Source organism: Paenibacillus sp. P4_E11 (assembly GCF_056401635.1).
In genome coordinates this window covers 65,574-82,332 of record NZ_JBFUIX010000011.1, presented here as the reverse complement: position 1 = coordinate 82,332, position 16,759 = coordinate 65,574, and the positions used below count along the sequence as shown (strand labels likewise).

At 51.6% G+C, this 16,759-nt stretch carries 17 protein-coding genes and 1 pseudogene; 5 read left to right on the top strand and 13 right to left on the bottom strand.

From position 1 onward, the window contains the following. Positions 1-30: 30 nt before the first annotated feature. The 5 genes from AC1DWB_RS07265 to AC1DWB_RS07245 form a co-directional block, all read right to left on the bottom strand. The gene (locus tag AC1DWB_RS07265) at positions 31-810 is read right to left on the bottom strand and encodes an ABC transporter ATP-binding protein (protein ID WP_477540370.1); all 780 of its coding nucleotides are present in this window, start codon (positions 808-810) and stop codon (positions 31-33) included. A 1-nt stretch (position 811) separates the two neighbouring features. Beyond that, positions 812-1,801, bottom strand: a complete 990-nt coding sequence (locus AC1DWB_RS07260; RefSeq protein ID WP_477540369.1) for a FecCD family ABC transporter permease — start codon at positions 1,799-1,801, stop codon at positions 812-814. A 16-nt stretch (positions 1,802-1,817) separates the two neighbouring features. After that, a complete protein-coding gene (locus AC1DWB_RS07255) occupies positions 1,818-2,819 on the bottom strand; it encodes an ABC transporter substrate-binding protein (protein ID WP_477540368.1) in 1,002 nt (333 codons plus the stop codon). Positions 2,820-3,065: 246 nt separating this feature from the next. Further along, the gene (locus AC1DWB_RS07250) at positions 3,066-4,010 is read right to left on the bottom strand and encodes an HD domain-containing protein (RefSeq protein WP_477540367.1); all 945 of its coding nucleotides are present in this window, start codon (positions 4,008-4,010) and stop codon (positions 3,066-3,068) included. A 103-nt stretch (positions 4,011-4,113) separates the two neighbouring features. After that, the gene (locus tag AC1DWB_RS07245) at positions 4,114-4,650 is read right to left on the bottom strand and encodes a hypothetical protein (protein WP_477540366.1); all 537 of its coding nucleotides are present in this window, start codon (positions 4,648-4,650) and stop codon (positions 4,114-4,116) included. Positions 4,651-4,953: 303 nt separating this feature from the next. On the opposite strand from AC1DWB_RS07245, the gene AC1DWB_RS07240 reads away from it, so the two are divergent. Continuing rightward, on the top strand, positions 4,954-5,187 hold the full coding sequence (locus AC1DWB_RS07240; protein WP_477540365.1) for a cysteine-rich CWC family protein: 234 nt from the start codon (positions 4,954-4,956) through the stop codon (positions 5,185-5,187). Here the strand turns inward: AC1DWB_RS07240 and aroA are convergent. Beyond that, positions 5,184-6,551 (bottom strand): 3-phosphoshikimate 1-carboxyvinyltransferase, encoded by a 1,368-nt coding sequence (aroA, locus tag AC1DWB_RS07235; protein WP_477540364.1) that lies wholly within the window; start codon positions 6,549-6,551, stop codon positions 5,184-5,186. The two genes, AC1DWB_RS07240 and aroA, sit on opposite strands and share 4 nt — an antisense overlap. A 120-nt stretch (positions 6,552-6,671) precedes the next feature. Here aroA and AC1DWB_RS07230 point away from each other — a divergent pair, with 120 nt between their 5' ends. Continuing rightward, complete coding sequence (locus AC1DWB_RS07230) at positions 6,672-7,559, top strand: LysR family transcriptional regulator (protein WP_477540363.1); 888 nt, start codon at positions 6,672-6,674, stop codon at positions 7,557-7,559. 281 nt (positions 7,560-7,840) lie between these two features. Then, entirely contained in the window at positions 7,841-8,524 is a 684-nt protein-coding gene (locus tag AC1DWB_RS07225) for a FusB/FusC family EF-G-binding protein (protein ID WP_477540362.1), read from the top strand. 448 nt (positions 8,525-8,972) lie between these two features. Here AC1DWB_RS07225 and AC1DWB_RS07220 read toward each other — a convergent pair whose 3' ends face one another. From AC1DWB_RS07220 to uptA, 4 genes and pseudogenes are all read right to left on the bottom strand, one after another. After that, positions 8,973-9,602: an MBL fold metallo-hydrolase gene (locus AC1DWB_RS07220; RefSeq protein WP_477540361.1), complete on the bottom strand. Its 630-nt coding sequence runs from the start codon at positions 9,600-9,602 to the stop codon at positions 8,973-8,975. A gap of 70 nt (positions 9,603-9,672) precedes the next feature. After that, the gene (locus tag AC1DWB_RS07215; RefSeq protein ID WP_477540360.1) at positions 9,673-10,242 is read right to left on the bottom strand and encodes a thioredoxin family protein; all 570 of its coding nucleotides are present in this window, start codon (positions 10,240-10,242) and stop codon (positions 9,673-9,675) included. Between the two features lie 77 nt (positions 10,243-10,319). Continuing rightward, positions 10,320-10,769, bottom strand: coding sequence for a nuclease-related domain-containing protein (locus tag AC1DWB_RS07210; RefSeq protein WP_477540395.1), 450 nt, complete (start codon positions 10,767-10,769; stop codon positions 10,320-10,322). 39 nt (positions 10,770-10,808) lie between these two features. Beyond that, positions 10,809-11,411 (bottom strand): annotated as a pseudogene (gene uptA, locus AC1DWB_RS07205) (undecaprenyl phosphate transporter UptA); the annotation flags it as partial. 209 nt (positions 11,412-11,620) lie between these two features. Here uptA and AC1DWB_RS07200 point away from each other — a divergent pair. After that, positions 11,621-12,067, top strand: coding sequence for a cupredoxin domain-containing protein (locus tag AC1DWB_RS07200; RefSeq protein WP_477540359.1), 447 nt, complete (start codon positions 11,621-11,623; stop codon positions 12,065-12,067). Between the two features lie 73 nt (positions 12,068-12,140). Then, entirely contained in the window at positions 12,141-12,452 is a 312-nt protein-coding gene (locus AC1DWB_RS07195; RefSeq protein WP_477540358.1) for a dehydrogenase, read from the top strand. A 64-nt stretch (positions 12,453-12,516) separates the two neighbouring features. Here the strand turns inward: AC1DWB_RS07195 and AC1DWB_RS07190 are convergent, their stop codons facing one another. From AC1DWB_RS07190 to AC1DWB_RS07180, 3 genes are all read right to left on the bottom strand, one after another. Next, entirely contained in the window at positions 12,517-13,212 is a 696-nt protein-coding gene (locus AC1DWB_RS07190) for an NAD(P)H-binding protein (RefSeq protein ID WP_477540357.1), read from the bottom strand. Beyond that, positions 13,209-14,870 (bottom strand): sensor domain-containing diguanylate cyclase, encoded by a 1,662-nt coding sequence (locus AC1DWB_RS07185; protein ID WP_477540356.1) that lies wholly within the window; start codon positions 14,868-14,870, stop codon positions 13,209-13,211. The genes AC1DWB_RS07190 and AC1DWB_RS07185 overlap by 4 nt, the downstream gene beginning before the upstream one ends. Before the next feature lie 70 nt (positions 14,871-14,940). Then, positions 14,941-16,722, bottom strand: a complete 1,782-nt coding sequence (locus tag AC1DWB_RS07180) for a B12-binding domain-containing radical SAM protein (RefSeq protein WP_477540355.1) — start codon at positions 16,720-16,722, stop codon at positions 14,941-14,943. Positions 16,723-16,759 lie beyond the last annotated feature (37 nt).

Sequence of the window (16,759 nt, the reverse complement as noted above, 5' to 3'; positions counted from 1 at the left end):
TAGGGTCGAATGAATAGCTACATCGAAGCTTTATTTGACTGTACTTAACAGATGAATGCGAGGTTTCTTCTCTGTCGCGACATACTGAATCTCGGCATCCATCCGGTACACCCGACGAATCATATCAGCCGTCATGACCTGATCGGGCTCCCCATGCATCGCCTTCTCGCCTTCCTTCACGACTACGATGCTGTCACTGTAGCTGGACGCTTGATTGAGATCGTGGAGCACCATAACGACTGTCATGCCCATATCCCGATTCAACTCGCGCACCAGCTCTAGCACTTCGTGTTGATGCGAGATGTCCAGATAAGTGGTAGGTTCGTCTAGCAGCAAGACCTTGGGGCGCTGAGCTAGCGCCATCGCGATCCAGGCACGCTGGGACTCGCCTCCGGATAGAGAAACGACCGTCCGGTCCTTGTAGGCGGACAGATGGGTTTTCTCAATCGCCCAATGGACGATGTCCGTGTCGTCCTGATTTAACTTTTCATACCATTTCTTGTGCGGGTATCGGCCATACGAGACGAGATCGACGACCGTCATGTCCGAAGGAGCCAGATTTTTCTGGCTGAGCATGCACATGGTTCGCGCGACCTGTTTGGCGCTGAGCGACTTAAGATCCACACCTTCCAGCTTCACCTTACCACCATGGTAAGGAAGGGTCCGGGAAATCGCCTTCAGCAGCGTCGACTTGCCAGAGCCGTTCGGACCAATGATCGTCACTACCTCTCCTTGTTTAACAGAGAACGAGAAGTTGTTAATGATGCTCTTCTGCTCATACCGAATCGAGATCGACTCCACCGTTAACATATCAGAACGTCCTCCTCCGCATTAGATACAGAAAATAAGGGGCGCCGACTGCCGCCATAATAATGCCGGATGGGATATCCAGGGGCGCGAACAAAGTACGGCCTCCTGTATCAGCAACCAACAGGACGAGCGCCCCCAGCGCCATACTCATCGGCATCATGTACTTGTAGTCGGAGCCGACCAGCAGCCGGGCCATGTGGGGGATGACGAGGCCGACGAACCCTACCATCCCGATCGCTGCAACAGAGACGGCCGACAAGAATACAGCGAGTAAGGATAACATAATCCGGATGCGATTCGTATTCTCACCGAGGTTCGATGCGACCTGATCGCCGAGCCGAATGATATTCGCTTTGCGGATCGCGAAGATGGATAATATCCAGCCCACGATTGCGTACGGGTACACCATCAGCAGGGAATGATAACCCTTCGCGGCTAGGCTGCCGTTCAGCCATTGGACGGCAGACGGTAAACGATCGCTATACATAATCGTCAGGAACCCGATGACCCCGCCGCACAAGGCATTCACCGCCACGCCGGACAGGATGATCGTGACTGGCGCTATGCCGTTACGTCGCCAAGCTAGGGAGTATACGATACCGGCGGCGATCAGACCGCCAATGAAGGCGGCCATCGGGATGAGCTGGGTATGCTCCGGGAAGGCGAGCATAATGACCAGCACGCAGGCGGCAGCTCCGCTCGTAACACCCGTCAACCCAGGATCGGCGAGCGGATTGCCCATAACAGCCTGCAGTAAAGCACCAGAGACGGCGATATTCGCGCCGATGATCAAGGCCAGCAGTACACGTGGTAAGCGGATATCCCAGATGATCGTATCGTACGACGCCTTGGCGGGTGAGCCTGCGATCGTCTTCAAGATATCCGGAATCGAGATCGACACGCTGCCGAGTCCCATTGCGACAACCGCAGCAACCGCTACAAGGACGAAGGTGAGAATAATGAGGGTCCGGTTCCGAGTTTTGCTAATCACCTGGTCACTCATCGGCTTATGGGTACATATAACTGGATACTTGCGTCAAAGCTTGATCGACGTTCTTGATGGAAGTAACACCGAAGACACTGTAATCCAAGACTGTTATTTTCTTATTCTTATACGCGGACAGCTTGGTCCAGGCGGTATTCTTCTCAACTTCCTTGTTGAACTTATCTACAGTCGCGCCATGGTCGCCCGAAGCCAGTACTAGAATGATATCAGGGTCGGCGGTAAGAACACTCTCCATGTTGATAGCCGAATAGGTCGAGGTCGCTTTCAACACGGATGTTGCGATATTATCAGCGCCCGTCCGCTTGACGAGACTGCCCAGATAGGACTTGTCATTCATAACCATGAAGGAATCCGAAGTACCGATGATCAGCATAACCGTAGGTGGCTTCTTCCCCTTGGTCTTCTGGATTAGAGCATTTTCTTGGTCCAAAATTTTCGTAAGAACCGCGTTCATCTCAGTCGTCTTCTTGAAGTATGTACCCAGTACCTTAATACTGAGCTTCAGATCCTCAAACGAGTCGGTAGGTAAATACGATTTGTTCAGCTTGATGCCTTCCAAATTTTTGTCCAGTGTGCTGCGCAATGATTCTGCACCGAGCAGTAGATCGGTTTGGAGGCTCGATACAATTTCGAGATCCGGCTGCATGGAAGAGCCGATCCGTTTGACTGCCTTCAAATCGTCTGGCAGAGGGTTCGTCGAAGTTGGCACGCCTACTGGCATGATCCCGAGGAGATGAAGCATCTCAGCCAAGGCGACGGACGTCGTTACTACATGCGTAGGTACTTGTTCAGGGAACTGCTTCAACTTCTCGGCGAATACGGCAGGGTCTACGCCATCGTTGCTGAGATTGTATACCTTGCTTGGGTCGGCACTCGCCGCAGGTTTCGTACTTCCAGCAGGGGTTGGTGATGCAGTTGATGCATGGTTGTCGTTAGACTTGGATGAGCATGCAGGTAGGACGATAATGGCAAGTAAGAGCAGAAGCGCAACAGCTTTCTTCATTGGTAAAAACTCCTCCACGATGTCTGATTACGATAATCATTCTCGTTAATATTGATAATCATTATCACTAGACGAAATCTTACCATATTCTTTCCAACGTGACAATACAAATTTATGCAATAGAAGACCTGCTGTCAGAACATTGCTGTTCACCCTGTCGAAACGAAGAAAAAACGAGTAGTGAAGGCTGCATCCACGGCGAAATGATTCGTGGCCTCCTCCACACTCGTTATAGCGTTTGATGCGTTATTCCCCACATTCCCAGAATACATAATAAGTGCCCAACAAGGAAGTCATTTCATCAAGTAATGGGAAGGACGGTAATGTGTTCAGTAACCCTTCATCTCCTCTGATCGCGGGTGTAGACAAATACAGTTTCTTTTGAACAGCTATATAGGCCGTGTCGGGTGCCGCACTATGATCCCGTGTAACCCTTATTTCATGAGGTCGGTAAAATAATCGCTTCGTCTCTCCTGCTGTCCGTTCACAATTCATGAGCTGAGATTCCAGCCAACTATCCGTCTGCAGGACCAACTCCTCCGGTGCAAGTACTTGATGCTCGATTAATCGGGCAACCAGGTTCTTCAACACCGTATGGGGGCCAATATTAGTGGATGAACAATGAAACATTGCCTCGGAAATAATCAACTGCAAGAGTAGCTCAGCCGTATCTGGATCAGCGGAAATGCAGGATCCCTGAACGACTAGATTGGCTAACAACTCTTGTGTCGGAATGGTGAGCACGCCCGTTAGATGACCGCTTCGCACCCAACTATCCAAGTGATCGAGATTCAACATATTCGCCTTGTTGCACAAGGGACTCGCTATACTTCCATTGATGATGTCTAGTATCTCAGTAGGTCGAAACCCATACCTTAACAAGATTCCACTCACCTCGGGAGCATGCAGTAACCGTTCTGTCTGAGTATGGTGATCGATTCCTGCGAGCTGTTCCAGTGTATGGCTGAAGGGACTATGACCAATATCATGTAACAAGGCGGCAACCCTTAATTCAAGCCAATCCGGACAATAATAGGCGACTAATGAAAAGACGCCAAGCGTATGCTGAAGCCGGGTAGCATTGTGTTGCGTATTAATGAAACTGCATCCACTATGATGGATGTATTGAAGTCTGCGAAGTGCTGAAGAGTGAAGCAGGCTGGACTCCGCGTCCGTTAATCTTGTTTTCAACCGCCAGAGGGGTTCCCATAATTCTTGGGTTGCAACGAGTTGAGCTTTGTACGGAATGTCGGGCCTGGATATCATGGTCTCACCTCGAAATTCTTATTCTATGTCACAATTTGAACTTCTCGATTACTTGTTCATCCCAGATCTGCACCTCAATATATCGTTCTGGCCCTTGATCTCCAAGACAATTCCATTCCTGAGGCATACCGAATTGTGCAATGACATCCTTAATTTCATGCTTCGTATACACTTGCTTGCGGTACGGCTTACCATCCTCGTATCGCATCGTCGGGAATAGATCCCCGTATGTGAAGCTAATCGAATCGTCCGGAAATTGTTCCAAACTAATACATAGTCTACCTGGATTCCTATACCAAGTTTCTAGCCAATCACAAGCGTCAAGGGTCATGTAATGCGGGTATGCGCTGCTAGGTCTACCACCTTTTGCAATAAATAACTCTCGAGCCTTTCGTTCCAAGTCTCTTCTGATTGTGATGTAGTCGGGCGGTCTCTTGCTTGCAAATGTGCTCGCTTCTCGCTTAATTTGTTCGGAAATGGTCAGTGCTTCCTCGGTCGATAAGCTGGAGAGATTTCGGAATGGTCCAATGTGTGTCTCGTAATAGTGATATAAGGTATGGGTCATAGGGTTTGATTAATCCCTCCAAAAAACATCTGTATGTTGCTTATGAGATTTTCGATTCATAGGTTCAGTGTGTCGGGAACATCCGGATAAAGCAACCACGATGCACACCAGTTGTACTAGTCTCCTCATACAGACGTCCCTCCATCTGAATGATTCGTTAATCATACAAGAACAGGTATTTATTGTAAATGAATTCGTGTGAAAAATGAAGAAGCAGCTTCACAGGTTATGGTCTGCGACGACTGCTTCCAACGAATCCTATGTTATAATGGAGTTCGATAATCCAGCAAAGCAGGTGCACGAATGATCAATCCAGAAGCAGTCATCTGTCCGATATGCAATAACGAAAATCTATGCGAGATCAACGCCGTCCTATCCGGCGGGTCTTGCTGGTGCATGGTGGAACCCGAACGGATTCCGAAGCCGTTGCTAGATCTAGTCCCACCCGAACAACGAGGTCAAGCCTGCGTCTGCAAAGCTTGCATCGATCAGTTCCGCCAAGGCAAGCTGCAACAGCCGTCCCCTTCCCCCACTTAACTTACCCGCAAGCCCAGCTTCCGCATCTCGTCGAAGTAGGTCGGGCACGTCTTCGAGACGCAGCCCGGGTCTTGCAGGCGTATCCCGCCCACTCGTGCACCGATCAGCGCTAGCGACATCGCCATGCGGTGGTCGTCGTAAGTGTGCAGGACGGACGGCTGCGGCGTACCCGGATAAATCGTCATCCCATCCTGCCGCTCCTCCACTTGAATACCGAGTTTCCGCAAGCTTTCGCACATCGCTTGGATGCGGTCGCATTCGTGCGCACGAATGTGCTCGACCTCTGTGATGGTGATCGGCGCATCCGCGAACGGTGCAAGAGCAGCTACCGTCAGCGTCTGGTCGGACATTTCTCGCATGCTTACCGTAAATCCACCCTGCAACCGTCCGTCCGCAGGCCCCCACAGCTCGATGCCCATTTCGTCCCCAACCTCCACCTTGCACCCCATTCTCTGAAATAGGTTCAGCATCCCTATATCCGGCTGGCGTGTGTTCTGACTCAGATTCGCGATGCGGATATACCCGCCTGTCAGCGCCGCATAGGCCAGAAAGTAGCAGCTGGTTGAAGCATCTGCTTCCAGTGCGATATCCTGTCCCGTGTACGCTTGCGGATGTACGATGAAATGATCCAGGCTGTCATTATGTTGAGCACTAACGCCGAATTGCTGCATCAGATCCAAGGTCATCCTGACGTATGCCTGCTGGACGATCCCGTCGTGAACCCGAATCTCGGTCATGCTGCGAGCATACGGACTAGCGAGCAGCAGGCAGCTAATGAACTGGCTGGACACAGCCCCGGATACGGTCACGCTCCCGCCCGCAAGCCCTTGCGCCTCCAGCGCAAGCGGCAGCCGGCCCTCGGCTCCCGAGTAGCGTATCCGCGCGCCGAGCGCGTTCAGCGCGTCGACCAGCGGCGCGATCGGCCGCTCGCTCAGGCGCGCGCTGCCCGCGAGGCGCCAACTGCCCTGCGCGCTAGCTGCGAGCGCGCCCGGCAAGAAGCGGGCGACGGTGCCCGCCGCGCCCATGTACAAGCTGCCACTGGCGATGGGCCACTGCCCGCCAGTGCCTTGGATCTCCACCGCGCTGTCCTCGGCCGCGGTGTCGATAGTGACACCGACGCCGAGCTTGGCGAGCGCGTCCAGGCACCAGTAGGCGTCGTCGCTGCGCAGCAGATTGCGTAGCGACGACTTGCCGTGCGCCATAGCCGCGAGGATGAGCGCGCGGTTGGTGAAGCTCTTGCTGCCGGGAACGGTGACGGCAGCTCCGTCGGGTGGATGCAGCGGTGGATGAATCACCACCTCTGCCTCTGTAATTGGACTCGCCCATGGCGAACGAGCATCGTGATCCGGCTCTGTGTGGGACATCTGGGAACACCTCTCCATAGTAGAATGTTGCACGTTGTGTGCTTATTTTCTATTATAGAGAAGGAACAGATATAGAAATAATTGATAAATTGCATGTTACCCATAGAGAGGTTGTATATCATGAGTGCGATGGATTATTACAAGGTGTTCTATCATGCGGCCTCGACAGGCAGCATCACGAAAGCTGCCCAGCAGCTCTATATGACACAACCAAGTGCGAGTTACGCGATCAAGCAGTTGGAGGAACAGCTAGGAGTACGCTTGCTCGTACGCAAAGCCAAGGGAGTCGAGCTGACTGGGGAAGGCGCAGCGTTGTTCGATTATGTGCAGCAGTCTTATCGTTTGTTACAAGCCGGCGAGCGCGTCATTGCCGAGATGAAGACGTATCACGCCGGAATCGTCCGTCTGGGTGCAAGCGACTCCTTGTGCAAGCATTATTTGCTGCCCTTCCTAGAGACGTTCCGCCTCCAGTACCCCGGCATTCGCATCTGCCTGTCGCACGGCAAGAGCGAGGACATCTCCTCCCGCCTGCAGGAGGGGGCCATCGACTGCGGCATCGTTCATCTGCCGGCTGGGCCGCAGGTCCAAGTAAAGGCGATCCGACCGATTCAGGACTGCTTCATCGCCGGACCCGAGTACGCAGCACGCTTCGGCAGCAGTAAGGGAACGCTGGCAGATCTGGTCCAGCTTCCCTTCGTTCTGCTTTCCGAGCAGAGCCGGACACGATCGTTCTTCCATGCCATCCTGCAAACATACGGCCACACCGTTACGCCTGATATTGAAGTCGGCAGCGTCGATCTGCTCCTCGAGTTCGTTCGGAAAGGTATGGGCGTTTCCTTCGTTACCGAAGATTTCGCAGCCGCTGACCTGGAGGTCGGCACGCTCGTGAAGTTAACGATACCACAACCCATACCTCCCAGATCGATCGGCATCATCACGCTGCCGGATCACGCACTGTCACTGGCGGCGGCTTCCTTCATCGAAGCTCTGACCAAGCATCTCCAGTGAAAAGTCCCCAATCCCTTTGCGAACTACAGACTGGGAACTAGGGATGTGAGGCTGGGGAAAGACTCTGATCCCATCTGTCTAGTTTAAATGCGCTTGTCGATGTCTGCTACTTTCGAAGCTGGATCCACAATCATCTTTGCTCTCAACTGCTGTGCCATTCGCATTTCTGTAAAGATGATCTCCCGCGAGCAGGAGGGTATACTATAATCGAATAGTATCATGACTTACAGCAAGGTTTTCGATACAATGGTAGCTACCAATTCAATAACGGAGAGAAGACTATGGATTCCATACACCCTTTTATTGCCAATCATCAAATGAACCTGATTAAGAAACAGATCGAAAAACTGCAATATGCCATTGAACACTCGTCAGACAACCGCGTCATCGAAGCGCTCAAGTACAGTGTGGAGACTACGATTCTATCGAGCATTGGCGGGCTGTCTGATGCACATAAGCAACTGCTGCTCTCGTACGAAGGTCTGAGCAATCAAGAACAATTCAGTCAATATCTAGAGCGGTTATCTCTATATACGATCGCCTTTCCCGCGATCACGGAGCAGCATCTGAAGAAGCTTTTTCCGAAAAGCAAAAAATTGAAAGCCCCCTCCATGGAAGAGACGAATAACCCCAACTTGACGTACTTGGGGTGGAGAGATATTGCGACCAATAAGTACATGATCGTGTATTCGAGTAACAATCAATTTGTCGGGATTGAGGGCAACTTATCCTCTGTGAACAAGCACAATGTATGCTCCATCTGCAACACGCCCGGCTCTCCCGAAGCAATTGGGTATTTATCCATTGTCTGCAAACCACCAGCTCAAGCTTCACCGGATTATTATAAAGCCATTGGAAACTACGTTTGTCTGGACAGCGCCCACTGCAATCGAGAATTGACCGATCTGAGTTACATGGAATACATTGTGCAGCAGGCGAATAACAAATGGCTAAGTCTCGGCTAGCTTGATGGGGTCGGAGGAAGGGCCTGATCCGTATAAAGCACCCTCACCTGTATATCAACTTGTCCTCATTGAGATGACACATCTTCTGCAGCCCGTGCTTGCCGATGATGCTGACGATATGGATAAGCCCGCTCTCTTCGAACTTGCGAATATACATCGTAATTGCACCGTTCGTCAAGTTGACTTTTTGTGCCGAGCCCAGCGCTTTGAAGATGTCCAGGCCGAATGAAGCTCTTTGATGTGAATCATAAGATTCCCCTTCCTCTGGATAAAAAAAGCTCCTATCGGAGCAACTCGGTGAAGCGGGTTCGTCTTTAGCGGTAACTTTTTATGCCGAATCAGGATGCAACCTCTCGAAGTTTATACTTTATGATTCTATAAGAAAAAGCGCCATCTCTGGCGCTAATTCCAACTAATACTCCGCTACTCAGATATGCAACCCACACCGTCAAACGTAAGGATTGTTCGCGCGCTCGAAGCCGATCGTCGTCTTGCCTCCGTGGCCCGGGTACACTTGAACGTCATCGTCGAAGTCAAACAGTGTGCCATGGATCGAATCGAGCAGCTGTCGCTCGTTCCCCCCAGGCAGGTCGGTCCGTCCGACCGACATCTTGAACAGCACGTCACCGCTGAACAGATGCTTCCCCGCATACAGGAAGCTGACGCTGCCCGGGGAATGCCCTGGCGTGTGGAACACCTGCAGCTTCTCGTCGCCTAGCAGCATAAGCGTCATGCCTTCGTCCAGCGCATACTCGGCAGGCTCGCTCTCGATCAGGGCGCCGAGCTCTGGCCAACGGGCGGACCCGTTCTTCTTCGCATCAGTCAGCCAATCGGCTTCCGCGTCATGCAGATAGACAGGGCAACCTTTCAGCTTGCGAATCTCATCCACACCGCCGATGTGATCGAAGTGTGCATGCGTGAGCAGGATCGCTTCGATCTCCATGCCATTAATCCGCTTGATCAACGGCTTCGGGTTCATGCCCGGATCAATAATAACACCGCGGCTTCCATCTTCCGTACTTAGCAAATAAGCGTTCGTCCCGATCGGGCCGAGCTCGAATTTCTCAATCTTCAACATTTCCGAAGTCATCCATTCTATTGAGATAACGGATTCGATCCGTCAACTAGATTCGATATAGCGGGTTGGACTAGAACTGTGACAACAGGTCACGCAGCTCCTTCACGATTACATGCTGGTAGCCATTGCCTTCCCCATATTGAGCCATCATTTCCGTACGGGCTACTTTGATCTTCTCCTCATAGTCCGGAGCAGTCCGATCTGGATTCGCTTGCTTGAAGTTGTTCATCACAGCCTGCACATGCTTGGGACGAGGTCCCCAGTGGCCGAGCACGAATCCGCCGGTATCGGCGAAAATAATGATCGGAATCGCTTGTCCGCCGCCTGTCAGGAACTGATCCATGACGTCTTGATGCTCTTCCTTGATCAATACTTCAACCGGAATCCCTGAATCCGTTAACGCCTGGAATACAACCGGCACATTGCGCACCGCATCTCCGCACCAGTCCGCAGCTAGAATGAGACAACGAAGATCATCCCGGTTACTGAGCGATTGGAAGAACTCACGATCATCCTCATTCTCCCACTCGAAGCCGTTGTAGTAAGCTACGAATTTCTCCTGGTTCTTCGTCATGCCATCGATAAATTGCTGTGGCTCCAGTCCCTTGCCCAGCTTGTCAGCCAAATTCGTTGTACTCATCGAATACCCTCCCCAGATTGAATGGTCTTACTCCCAGTTTAACAAAATACGAACGGCATCACCAATCTCTATTGTTCCTATCGGGAATGCGGCTTGCTGGTGTTCTCGATCAGTTCGGCCGTCTCTCTCACCTGTTGATCAGTCAATTGGTGCTTGGCCTTGTAACCGCGAATGTAGGAGGCGACCTGGTCCGGCTTCAGCGCGGCGAATGCCGGGCTCTCGCCAACCAATCGCACGTCCGGATGCGTGAAGCAGATTACGCCAACCACATCCGTCTGGATATGATGTTCTCGCATCAATTCCTTGAGTACGAACTCATATCGATACGATTGCGCAGTCGGATCTTCCTTGGCCTCTGACTGTCCGTTCAAGCTAATCTCGCCAGCCCAAGACTTGTTCTCAATATGGAATATCCCGTTCGGGCCTACAACGACATGATCGATCTCTTGCTCGGCACTGCCGGAGCGCACTACGCGCCCGTTCAGAACACGATATTCCTTGCCAAGCGATTGCAATTCACGTTCCATGTTGTGCTTATCGGCTGCGGAGTAGCCGCTCGTAAAAGATTTCTTCTTGGCACGGCTCCACACTTTATAGGCGATAAACAGAACAATGACAATAATCGCACCCCACATCAGACCTTTGACATACGGGGCGGCTGTCTCGTCAATCGTCTTCCAATTGTCTCCTAGTGTCTTCCCGAGGTAGACGAATAAGATCGACCAAGGTATGACCGCAAGAGTAGTCAAGATGGTGAACTTGAGTAAGGGCATTCGGACGATCCCGGCCGGAATGGAAATCGCATGGCGGACTACCGGAATGAATCTTGCTGTGAAGATAACACCGGTTCCATAGCGATTGAACCATTTCTCCGATAAATCGATATGATGCTTGGAAATAAATATGTATTTGCCATATCGCTCCAGAAAAGGTCTGCCGCCGTAACGGCCGATCCAGTACACGAATATTTGCGCGATGGTGCCGCCGATCGTACCGAACAGGACTGCCATCCAAAAGTTAATATCTCCCTTGGAAACCAAGTATCCCCCGAAAGCCAACACAATCTCGCTTGGGATAATTTCAATCATAAGACCGAGCATAATGCCCCAATGACCCAAGTGGGTAATCCATTGCGTCACGTTGTCAATCAAGTGGTGTACCGCATCCATCATCCGATTCCGATCCTACTTTCCTCTATATTGACATCACCAACACACATTCGCGCCGATTGTCCACTTCCATTCTATCATAAGTCCCCTATGCACGCACCCAACCCTCAACATCAGGCATGTGCTGACAAGCCCGCGCATAGCTTAGTTACATAAAGAAGAGAGACAGGCTGTTCTGCCTTGTCCTATATCTAAGGAGGCGTATTCCGTTGACCAAAATTTTCGTATTTCACAGAAAGCATCTGCTGCTCCTATTAGGCATCATTATTCTGGCTGTGGCCGCTTGGCTCTACTTCGAACGTGATCAAATCCGCACGGTTATGAATCCTGTGACCGTGGAGCGGACGTTCCATCTCGTGACAGGAGAGTTCGAGGCAAAGATGGCGGATGGCAAAGAGATTGAAGCCTACCGCTGGGACCCCGGGACGATCGTCGTCAACAAAGGGGAGAAGGTCAACCTGAATATTCGCGGTGTCAGCGGTGTCAGCCATCCCTTCATTATCGAAGGGCTGAACATCAAGGGAGAAGTGAAGCAGGGCAAGGAGACGATCGTTACGTTCCGCGCGGATAAGGAAGGCACATATCGGATTATATGCCTGACTCACCCGGATGCGAATCATAACGGCCCTATGATCGGATACATCGTCGTCGACTAAGACAACATCGCTGACCAGTAGCCTCCGGACTCCTTGCTGCATAATATGGCTGGGAGAGGAAGTGAACATCGGCATGCAACCAACTAACGAGAAACACTCAACCCCATTGCCCACCCTTCGCAAGATCAGAAGGACTTGCAATAACGAATTGTACCGCACGGTGAAACGGATGAAGATCTGGATCCCGCCTGCACAACTCGTCGAAGCTGAAGATCTGTACTTGAAGAAAGTCGTCCTCAATCTCCACTATATCGTGGAACATTCCAGTAATCGTAAACTTCTGTCCGACTGGTGGGACGAGAACGTATGCCCCGAGATCGCCGAGCTATGGAATGTCGAGCCGGCACAGCTGTCCCGATGTTTCCGCGATGCATTCGGCGGGTAGTCACAATAGGGGTGCGACTTCAGGCGGAGTTAGCCGAGTTATTCGGCTAACTCCGTCGCTGCTCTCATCCCTCGTACCGACTTGCAAGCTCGGCGATCCGATCGGATTCGTACGCGATCGGATCGGCCGTCTTCTCCCGGGCGGCGACGAGCATCCCTTGGGCTACGGCATGGGCCGTGATAGGCTTGTATTTGCGAAGCGAGCCCCGCAAAACCGCTGACAGAAGTGGAGCCATAGCAGCGGCGATCTGCTCCCCGGTCCGCACTTCGGCCCGCTCGCCCAGCAGCAACGAAGGCCGGAAGATACGAAGGCCAGGTAGCGCTAGCTCCCGCAGCGCGTGTTCCGCTTCACCTTTCACCCGATTATAGAAGATACGGGAAGTCCGGTTGGCTCCCATCGCAGTGACGATCAGAAACTGCGCGGCACCATGAGCCTCCGCCAAACGTCCCAGCTCCACCGGGTAGTCGTAATCTACTCGGCGGAACGCTTCCTGGGAACCCGCTTTCTTGATCGTCGTGCCAAGTGTGCAGAACACAACCGCATTCCGCAGAACGTCAGCAGATGCACCGTCAAATGCAGCAGATAGCTGATCGAACGAGACGATACACTCCTGCAGCTTGGGGTGTGGTGGAATACCCGCTTCCCGTCTGTTCAGCAGAACGACTTGGCCATAATCCGGATCGGCCAGCAACAATCGGACAAGCTCCGTTCCAACCATACCCGTAGCCCCCGCAACGACAGCGGTTAACAGCTTGCTCATTTATTGCTCCCCCCTTCTTGCGGATCTTTGGGCACATCTTCTTCCGAGGGAGCCGGCTCCGCGACTACACGGTTTCGGCCGCGATGCTTGGCCTCATACAACGCTTTGTCCGCACGTTCGATCATATCCTCCAGAACGTTCGTTCCGAACTTACGAATCGGGCTGTTCTGCGTCACCCCGATACTGACGCTCAACCGGATCGAGATCGACTCTTCCCGGTAGGGGGAGTTCTCGATCCATGTGCGGATACGTTCCGCCAGTTCCTGACTTTGCTGCAAATCGCAATTCGTCGCCAATACGACGAATTCTTCCCCGCCATAGCGCGCAACAACGTCTGAAGCTCGGACGCAGCCGACAAGCACTTCCGCGATATGATTCAGCACACGATCGCCGACCAAATGCCCATGTCGGTCGTTGACTGACTTGAAGTAATCGGCGTCAATGAGCAGAACGCAGCACGGACTTCCAGCGCGTAGTGCGGCCATCATCATCTTGTTCCCTTCATTCATCAGGAACCGTCGATTGTACACTTCCGTCAGATGATCAATAACGGCCGATTCTTCCAACAGTAATACGGTGGACTGCAATTTCTCGGACATCACGTTGAAATTATCCGACAGCTCCTTCAGCTCCGTTGGCGAGGAATTGATCACTTGTCGATCGATCTGGTACCCATACTGGCCTTCCCGAATGAGATTCGTCCCATGCAGCAGTTCGTGAATGACCGTTTCCATTCGGCGTGTTAGCGAGATGGCGAATATATAGCTGATGAGCAGAATCGCCATCGTAATGACGATCATGACCTTAATCAGGGTGTAGTAGGGACGGAACACCTCGGCGCTCGCAACTTCAGCGACAATGACCCAATTGCGGTCAAGGGTCCAAGCGAAAGCACCGAATACTTCCGTGCCGTCAGGTTTCTGATAAGCCGATGTTTCTGTGCGGTTCAAGAGAGCACGATCCATGACAGCTGTTGCATACCTGCGGCTAAGTCTTGGCTCATCGGAGCCGGCAACGGTTTTCGTAATTCGATACCCGTCCCGGTTTAAGATGTAAGACTCCCCCGACGCCCCCAGCTGGAATTGGTTCATCATCTCATCCAGAGTATTCAGCTCGACCGATCCAATGATTGCACCAATTACTCCACCGTCTGATTCGAATATAGGCGAAGCAAATACAACGATAATCCGACCCGATACACGGCTGCTTAGAATGTCCGAGACGAAATCTTTCTTATCCAGGACCGCCTTGAAATAGTCCAGATCCGATACGTCCACTGCACTAGGCAAGCCGCTGCTGTTCCATTGCATGTGACCGGCCTTATCGATGTAAGAAAGTGCATCATAGTCCCCGTGCGTATAGATGAACTGCTCGAATTCCAGCTTTAGCCGATTCAGATCGACCCCGGTCCGGCTGTACATGCTTGCCAAGTAACGGATGTCCGCCATCCGTTCCCACTTCCACTTGTCAACGAACTGCCTTTGCAGCGTGACCGTTTCTTGCAGCGTATTATAGGTTTCTTGTTCCTTGATCATGCGAACCATAATAGAGAATGAAAGTAAGATGAGTAAACTCATCATCATGATGATGGCTCCGACCCAGAACCTGAACCGTCCTTTAAACGAAGTGATTCGAAACAGCTTAAACAATGGTTTCATGGAGGCTTTTCACCCTCTTATAAATCTGGGTCATTCATACTTTGCAGCTCTGCCTCATCTCTATCCGGTATTAGGCGTCGGCATGTAGCATCACAGAACGGGGAATCGGCAAACTGAACACTCGAGATCCGATGCTGGCTTCAGGTACGAAGTAGGCGATAATTAATGAACGCTGACCAACCGCCACCTCACCCGTAACCAGATAATGCTGCAGATCGAACGGCACGATCTCAATCGCAGTATGCTTATGCAGTTCCTTCTCATTCATGCCTAATTGGGAGAACCCTTCACCTAGAACAAGCTCTGGCTGCAGAGCAATTCGTCTCATCCATTCCATCTGCTCACTCTTGTCCATGGAGAACGTCCACCACGTTTTGCGCGGTTTGTACTTGTGGTTCAGGAAGTAATCAAGCTTCATCAGCCCCTCAATCACTTCCATCCCGCTAGTTCCACGTTGTTGCAGGAAAGCTTGCAACCTTATGAACAGATCTTCCAACTGATGGCCGATTCGTTGCCAGCCCTGGGTGTCCCAATAATCCCCGAATTGCTGGAAGAAATCGAAGGGCGTCTCGAAATGCTCACGGATTAAATAGCTCACCGTATGATCGAGGCGATGCGCATTCCAATACTTCTCCAGAACATCCTCCACCCGCTTGATGCGAACGATATCGGAGAAAGGCAGCAAGCGATTACCTAATATTTCGTAAGGAGAATGATCCATATATACATATCCATATTTCTCAGCGTCGCGACGTAGTCCTGTTCCCCGCAGCATTTTCAGAAAACCTAGCTGAAGTTCTTCCGGCTGCAAGGCGAATACATCGTTGAATGTTTTACGGAAAGAGTTGTAGTCTTCCTCTGGAAGCCCTGCGATCAAGTCCAAATGCTGGTCGATCTTCCCACTCTGCTTAATCTTCTCTACCGTCCGGGTCAGCTTCGTGAAGTTTTGCTTGCGCATCACAAGTTCGTTGGTCGCATCATTGGTGGATTGTACGCCGATCTCGAAACGGAATATCCCTGGGGGGGCCTGCTCTGCCAGGAAGTCCAACACTTCCGGCCGCATAATGTCCGCTGTGATCTCGAACTGGAATACGCAGGAGCCTCCATGATGGTCGATCAGAAATTGGAAGATCTCCATGGCGTAATCGCGCTTAATGTTGAACGTGCGGTCAACAAACTTGATCAGCTTCGCCCCGGACTGAATCAGGTGCAGCAGATCGGCCTTCGTTCGTTCCATGTCGAAATAACGTACACCCACTTCAATACTGGACAGGCAAAATTGACAACTGAACGGGCAGCCCCGGCTCGTTTCGAAATAAACGACTCGTTTGCCGAGCGCTCCTTCATCCTCCTTGAACCGATGCGGAGACGGAATGTCGTCCAACGCCAGCTTCGGGCGTCCCGGACTAATAATAATCTCCTGCCCCTTGCGGTAAGCGATGCCGAATATGAGGTGGAACTTCCGCGTCGTGCTAATCTCGCGCAGTAAGTGGAGAAACGTCTCTTCCCCTTCCCCAACTACGATGAAATCAACCTCTGGCAGCCGCTCCATCCAATAATTCGTGTCATAGGAGACTTCTGGTCCACCCAACACGATGGTTAGCTCCGGCCTGATCTTCTTCAGCATTTTGACTACTTGTATCGTCTCTTCAATATTCCAGATATAGCAAGAGAAGCCGAGTACATCGGGATTTTTGGCGAATAGATCGGCTACAATGTTCATTACCGGGTCTTTAATCGTATATTCGGCCATCTCCACATCGAACTCTTCGCCACAAAAAGCTTTCAAGTATCGCAGCGCTAGGCAAGTGTGGATATATTTCGCATTTAAGCTGGAAACAACTACGTTCATAATTACAATCCCTCTTTGATAAAAATCATAATAATGC

Coding starts and splice junctions, on each gene's coding strand:
- AC1DWB_RS07265 (WP_477540370.1), bottom strand. CDS start 810: ATGTTAACGGTGGAGTCGATCTCGATTCGGTATGAGCAGAAGAGCATC.
- AC1DWB_RS07255 (WP_477540368.1), bottom strand. CDS start 2,819: ATGAAGAAAGCTGTTGCGCTTCTGCTCTTACTTGCCATTATCGTCCTA.
- AC1DWB_RS07245 (WP_477540366.1), bottom strand. CDS start 4,650: ATGACCCATACCTTATATCACTATTACGAGACACACATTGGACCATTC.
- AC1DWB_RS07240 (WP_477540365.1), top strand. CDS start 4,954: ATGATCAATCCAGAAGCAGTCATCTGTCCGATATGCAATAACGAAAAT.
- aroA (WP_477540364.1), bottom strand. CDS start 6,551: ATGTCCCACACAGAGCCGGATCACGATGCTCGTTCGCCATGGGCGAGT.
- AC1DWB_RS07230 (WP_477540363.1), top strand. CDS start 6,672: ATGAGTGCGATGGATTATTACAAGGTGTTCTATCATGCGGCCTCGACA.
- AC1DWB_RS07225 (WP_477540362.1), top strand. CDS start 7,841: ATGGATTCCATACACCCTTTTATTGCCAATCATCAAATGAACCTGATT.
- AC1DWB_RS07220 (WP_477540361.1), bottom strand. CDS start 9,602: ATGTTGAAGATTGAGAAATTCGAGCTCGGCCCGATCGGGACGAACGCT.
- AC1DWB_RS07215 (WP_477540360.1), bottom strand. CDS start 10,242: ATGAGTACAACGAATTTGGCTGACAAGCTGGGCAAGGGACTGGAGCCA.
- AC1DWB_RS07210 (WP_477540395.1), bottom strand. CDS start 10,769: ATGGAACGTGAATTGCAATCGCTTGGCAAGGAATATCGTGTTCTGAAC.
- AC1DWB_RS07195 (WP_477540358.1), top strand. CDS start 12,141: ATGCAACCAACTAACGAGAAACACTCAACCCCATTGCCCACCCTTCGC.
- AC1DWB_RS07190 (WP_477540357.1), bottom strand. CDS start 13,212: ATGAGCAAGCTGTTAACCGCTGTCGTTGCGGGGGCTACGGGTATGGTT.
- AC1DWB_RS07185 (WP_477540356.1), bottom strand. CDS start 14,870: ATGAAACCATTGTTTAAGCTGTTTCGAATCACTTCGTTTAAAGGACGG.
- AC1DWB_RS07180 (WP_477540355.1), bottom strand. CDS start 16,722: ATGAACGTAGTTGTTTCCAGCTTAAATGCGAAATATATCCACACTTGC.